A 5,896-nucleotide genomic window follows, 5' to 3' on the forward strand; every position below is an offset into this window, starting at 1 on the left:
ACGATCAGGGCACAAAAAAAACGCCCCGCGGATGCGGGGCGTTCTCGGCACGACCTACGCGGGCGATCAGCCCTGGTAGTCGCGCACGTCGCTGCCGGTGTAGACCTGGCGCGGACGGCCGATCTTCATTTCCGGATCGACCTGCTGTTCCAGCCAATGCGACACCCAGCCGGAGGTACGGCCCAGGGCGAACATGACGGTGAACATTTCGGTCGGGATCTGCAGCGCCTTGTAGATGATGCCGCTGTAGAAATCGACGTTCGGGTACAGCTTGCGGGCGACGAAGTACTCGTCCTGCAGCGCAGCCTGTTCGAGCTTCACGGCCACGTCCAGCAGCGGATCCTGCACGCCCAGCTGCTTGAGCACCTTGCTGGTCATCTCGCCGATGACCTTGGCGCGCGGGTCGAAGTTCTTGTAGACGCGGTGGCCGAAGCCCATCAGGCGGAAGCCGGAGGTCTTGTCCTTGGCCTTGACCACGGCGGACTCGACGTTGTCGGCACTGCCGATTTCTTCCAGCATCTTCAGCACGGCTTCGTTGGCACCACCGTGGGCCGGACCCCACAGCGCGGTGACACCCGCAGCGACCGACGCGTACGGGTTGGCACCGGTCGAACCGACCAGGCGCACGGTCGAGGTCGAGGCGTTCTGCTCGTGGTCGGCGTGCAGGATGAACAGCAGGTCCAGCGCCTTCACCACGTCCGGGTTCAGGTCGTACTGGCCGTCGGCCGACTCGAAGGTCTGCTTCAGGAAGCGGCTGACGTAGTCCAGCGAGGTGTCCGGCTTGTTGGCCGGCAGGCCCTTGCCGTGGCGGTAGATCAGTGCCGACAGGGTCGGCACCTTGGCGATCAGGCGCACGGCGGCCTTGCGGCGCTGTTCGGCGTCGGACAGGTCCAGCGAGTCGTGGTAGATGGCCGACAGCTGCGCGATCGCGGCCGCCAGGATCGCCATCGGGTGGGCATCCTTGGCGAAGCTGCCGATCAGGGTGTTGATCGACTCATCGACGTTGGCTTCGGCGGTCAGCTCATCGGTGAAGGCCTTCAGCTGCTCGGCGCTCGGGCGCTCGCCGTTGATCAGCAGGTAGGCCACTTCGACGTAGCTCGACTTTTCCGACAGCTGTTCGATCGGGTAGCCACGGTACAGCAGCACGCCCTTGTCGCCGTCGATGTAGGTGATGGCGGACTTGCAGCTGGCCGTCGCGGTGAAGCCGGAATCGTAGGTGAAGAATCCCGTTTCCTTGGTCAGCTTCGCGATGTCGACGCAGTCGTTGCCAAGGGTGGGTTTGATGACGGGCAGAACGACCGACTTGTCGCCGGCGTTGAGCGTGACCTGATCAAGATCGGACACTGTGTGCGCTCCTTCATGGGAAGGCGCCTGCCCAAGCGCATTGGTCAGGCACGTGAATGACGTCCTCGGCCTGTGCCGGGGATCAGGTCATTATCGCACAGCAGCATTTGCCCGGCGCTAGACAGAAGTCGTATACGACAGGCAGCCAGACACAGGCCGTTGAGCGGCCCGGATCGGCAAAAGCGTTGTCACACGAACGCAGTGTTCCGTCCATCCAAACGCCCGTTGGGTTGGCGTTGGGGAAAAACAAACGGCCGCGCAGAGCGCGGCCGTTGGTTCGAAGCTGGATCGACAGATCAGCGCGCGTAGCGCTTCTGGAACTTGTCGATACGGCCCGAGGTGTCGATGACCTTGTGCTTGCCCGTGTAGAACGGGTGCGAAGCCGAGGAAATTTCAACCTTGACCAGCGGGTATTCGTTGCCGTCTTCCCACTGGATGGTTTCCTTCGTCGCCATGGTGGAGCGGGTCAGGATCTTGAAATCGGAGGTGACGTCATGGAAGACGACGTCGCGGTAGTTCGGATGGATATCGGCCTTCATGGGCTCACACCGTAAATGGGCTGGTGGTCAAGAGCGGCATTATAAGCACCGGTTGCCGCCCGGGGCAACCGGTGCCGGGCCACGGACGTCAGTCCGCGCCCAGGGCCTGGCGCACCAGGGCCTCGAAACGCTGCTGGTCGTAGGCCATCAGCAGATCGCAGTTGTCCGGCTGGCCGGTCTGGCGGTTCCAGTCGACGATGGTGGCGCCGCGGCTGAACGTGCCGTTCAGCTCTACGTTCAGCGGGCGCGACTCGACCCGCAGCTGCCCTTCGGGGTTCAGCGCCCAGGCCATGGCCACCGCATCGGCGGTGTACCAGCGCCCGCCCTTGCTGTCTTCGGACAGGCCACGGGTCTTGCGCGAGATCAGTTCGTAGAAGCGGGCGCGATCGGAATCGGCCTGCAGCCACTTCTCGGCGTCCTGCAGCGGCAGGCCATGGGCGACGGTGGCCTCCCAGTCCGACACCAGCAGGTGCTTGAACGAGGTGAACACCACGTGCGCCGCTTCCGGGTCGAACGCAATGTTGAATTCGGCCGCCGGGGTGATGTTGCCGTGGCAGGTGACCGCGCCGCCCATCACCACGATGCGCTTGATGCGCTCGGGCAGGGTCGGGTCCAGCTTCAGTGCCAGGGCAAGGTTGGTCAGCGGGCCCAGCATCACCAGCATCAGTTCGCCGGCGTGCTCGTGCGACAGGCGCAGGATGGCCAGTGCGGCGTGCTCGGCTTCGGCCTGGCGGCTCGGCGGCGGCAGGTCCACGTCGCCGTAGCCGTCACGGCCATGCACGTGGGCAGCGTCGACGGAGGGATGCAGCAGCGGATCCGGGCTGCCGGCAAACACCGGTACGTCGGTGCGGCCGACGATGTCGCAGAGCTTGAGGGCGTTGCGGACGGTGTACTGCAGGCCGACATTGCCGGCGGCGATGGTCAGGGCGACCACGTCATGCCGTTCGTCGGCGAAGGCCATCAGCAGGGCCAGGGCGTCGTCCACACCGGGGTCGGTGTCGATCAACAGCGGGATCTTGTGGGTCATCGTTGCCGTCTTCAGATCGGCAACGAAGTGTGGACCGGGATGATGACCGTTGCAAGTACGGGGGCTGGGGTTCGGCAGGGCTGTGCCCTGCACCCGCCGAATCAACGGCATTCACCAGAGCAACGGCAAAAGCGGGTTTCCTGGGGAATGGCGGGGTGGATCCGGTTGCGGGGGACGCTGCAAGTACGTCCATGTAAGCTCGGTCGCCGCATCCATGCGGCTCACGCCCCCGCAACCGGATCCACCCCGCCTTCGACAGATTTCCGCGGCTGTTGGTGGGTGTCGACCTTGGTCGACACATCCATGCAATGCGTGGATGAACATGGAGTAGATCCACGCCACGCGTGGATGCGTGGATGTGTGGACCAAGGTCCACACCCATCAAGGTGGCGCTACGCCGAGGCGTAACGCACGGCGGTGCCGATCCAGCGCTGCACCACACGATCGGCCAGCGCGGGTTGCTGGTCCAGCAGGCGCTCGGCCAGGTCATGCACGCCGGGCAGCAGGCCGGCGTCGCGGGCCAGGTCGGCAATGCGGAAACCGGCCAGGCCGGTCTGCCGGGTACCCAGCAATTCACCGGGGCCGCGCAGTTCCAGATCCTTCTCGGCGATGACGAAACCATCGTTGGTTTCGCGCATGGTCTGCAGGCGCTCGCGCGCCATCTGCGAAAGCGGCGCCTGGTACAGCAGCACGCAGCGCGACACCGCCGAACCACGGCCGACGCGGCCACGCAGCTGGTGCAGCTGGGCCAGGCCGAGGCGCTCGGCGTTCTCGATCACCATCAACGAGGCATTCGGCACGTCCACGCCCACTTCGATGACGGTGGTCGCCACCAGCAGGTCGATCTGTCCGGCCTTGAACGCCACCATCGTGGCCAGCTTTTCGGCGGCCTTGAGGCGGCCATGCACCAGCCCCACGCGCACGCCGGGCAGCAGTGCCTGCAGCGATTCGTAGGTGGCCTGCGCGGGCGTTGCATCGAGTTCTTCGCTTTCTTCGATGAGCGTGCACACCCAGTACACCTGCCGCCCTTCCTGGCAGGCCAGCGCGATGCGCTCGATCAGTTCCGGGCGCCGGTCATTGTTGAGTGCGACCGTCTGCACCGGTGTACGCCCCGGCGGCAGTTCGTCGATGGCCGACACATCCAGGTCCGCGTATTCGGACATCGCCAGCGTGCGCGGAATCGGTGTGGCGGTCATCACCAGCTGGTGCGGCACGCTGTTGCCGCCTGCGCCCTTGTCGCGCAGCGCCAACCGCTGGTGCACGCCGAAGCGGTGCTGCTCGTCGACGATGGCCAGTGCCAGGTCCTGGAACACCACTGCCTCCTGCATCAGCGCGTGGGTACCAACCACCACCTGCGCTTCGCCGCTGGCGACCTGCTCCATTACCTTGGCGCGCGCCTTGCCGGTGACTTTGCCGGCCAGCCAGGCGATGCGCACACCGAGCGGTTCCAGCCAGCCGCGCAGGTTGTTGAGATGTTGTTCGGCCAGCAGCTCGGTGGGCGCAGCCAATGCAACCTGCTTGCCCTGCTCCACCGCCAGCATCGCCGCCAGCGCGGCGACCACGGTCTTGCCGGAACCGACGTCGCCCTGCACCAGCCGCAGCATCGGGCTGGGCCGCGCGAGGTCTTCACGGATCTGCTTGAACACGCGCGCCTGCGCGCCGGTGAGCGCGAACGGCAGCTGCTTCAGCAGCGCCTTGGCCAGCTTGCCGGGACCGGCCAGTGGCGGCGCATGGTGTGCCTGCAATGCAATGCGCTGGCGACGCAGGCTGAGGTGGTGGGCCAGCAGTTCTTCCAACGCCAGGCGGCGCTGCGCGGGGTGGGTGCCGGCGGCCAGCGCGGCCAGATCGGCATCTGGTGGCGGCCGGTGCACGGTCAGCAGCGCGCTGCGCAGTGACGGCAGCCCGAGGCCATCGAGCCAGCCGCTGGGCAGCAGTTCCAGCGCGCTTTCCTCGGGCAGGCGGTCCAGCGCCTGGCCGATCAGCTTGCGCATGGTCATCGGGCCGACGCCTTCGACGGTGGGATACACCGGGTCGAGGCGGTCGCCGAGTTCGGGATCGTCGTTGCGGCCCAGCACCTGGTAGCTGGGATGGACGATTTCCAGGCCGAGGTGGCCGGGCTTGGGCGTACCGAAGCAGCGCAACCGGTTGCCGACCGCGAACTGACCGACCTGCTGCTGGCGGAAATGGAAGAAGCGCAGCACCAGGGTGCCCTGCCCTTCGTCTTCCACCGCCACCTTCAGCATCGGCCGGTAGCGCATGCCGCGCTCGACTGCGACCACCCGCCCTTCCACCTGCGCCGGTACGCCGTTGCGCAGGTCTTCAATGCGGGTCAGCCGGGTACGGTCTTCATAGCGCAGTGGCAGATGAAGCCAGAGATCCTGCAGGGTGGCCAGGCCACGCGCCTGCAGTTTGGCGGCCACGGCCGGACCGACGCCCGCGAGCATCGCCAGGGATGCTTCGCCGGACGGTGACAGGACCGGGGTGACCGCCGCCTTGCGTGCCACGTGGCGGTCAGTCGATGACCATCACCGCGTCGACCTCGAAGTTGGCGCCCTTCGGCAGGCCGGAGACTTCGATGGTGGAACGGGCCGGGTACGGGGCCTGGAAATAGTCCTGCATGACCGCGTTGACCTTGGCGAACTCGCCCAGGTCGGTCAGGTACAGGCCCAGGCGCACGACCTTGTCCAGCGAGCCGCCCGCGGCTTCGGCCACGGCCTTGAGGTTGTCGAAGGCGCGGCGGGCCTGCGCCTCGACGTCACCGGTGCCGACGATGTCGCCGGTGGCCGGGTCGAGCGGAATCTGGCCGGAGAAGTACACGGTGTTGCCGGCGCGCACGGCCTGCGAGTACGGGCCGATGGCGGCGGGGGCCTTTTCGGTGTTGATGATCTGGCGGGACATGGGTCGCTCCGGTGCTTGGGGGAAAACAGAGCGGTGATTGTACCGGGTGGGGGTGCATCCACGCATGGCGTGGATCTACCGCGCCGCT

At 66.4% G+C, this 5,896-nt stretch carries 5 protein-coding genes; all 5 read right to left on the reverse strand.

From position 1 onward, the window contains the following. Nucleotides 1–66: 66 nt before the first annotated feature. The 5 genes from N5C25_RS19990 to N5C25_RS20010 all read right to left on the reverse strand — a co-directional run bounded on the left by N5C25_RS19990 (nucleotide 67) and on the right by N5C25_RS20010 (nucleotide 5,808). Entirely contained in the window at nucleotides 67–1,344 is a 1,278-nt protein-coding gene (locus tag N5C25_RS19990; RefSeq protein WP_061480588.1) for a citrate synthase, read from the reverse strand. Between the two features lie 296 nt (nucleotides 1,345–1,640). Beyond that, nucleotides 1,641–1,883: a type B 50S ribosomal protein L31 gene (locus N5C25_RS19995; RefSeq protein ID WP_005410871.1), complete on the reverse strand. Its 243-nt coding sequence runs from the start codon at nucleotides 1,881–1,883 to the stop codon at nucleotides 1,641–1,643. A gap of 88 nt (nucleotides 1,884–1,971) precedes the next feature. Next, on the reverse strand, nucleotides 1,972–2,910 hold the full coding sequence (locus N5C25_RS20000; protein ID WP_005410872.1) for a nucleoside hydrolase: 939 nt from the start codon (nucleotides 2,908–2,910) through the stop codon (nucleotides 1,972–1,974). 392 nt (nucleotides 2,911–3,302) lie between these two features. Beyond that, entirely contained in the window at nucleotides 3,303–5,414 is a 2,112-nt protein-coding gene (recG, locus tag N5C25_RS20005; RefSeq protein WP_279937745.1) for an ATP-dependent DNA helicase RecG, read from the reverse strand. A gap of 7 nt (nucleotides 5,415–5,421) precedes the next feature. Then, nucleotides 5,422–5,808: a RidA family protein gene (locus N5C25_RS20010; RefSeq protein WP_058980515.1), complete on the reverse strand. Its 387-nt coding sequence runs from the start codon at nucleotides 5,806–5,808 to the stop codon at nucleotides 5,422–5,424. Nucleotides 5,809–5,896 lie beyond the last annotated feature (88 nt).

This window comes from Stenotrophomonas sp. GD03958, assembly GCF_029839005.1.
Lineage (GTDB): Bacteria > Pseudomonadota > Gammaproteobacteria > Xanthomonadales > Xanthomonadaceae > Stenotrophomonas > Stenotrophomonas hibiscicola.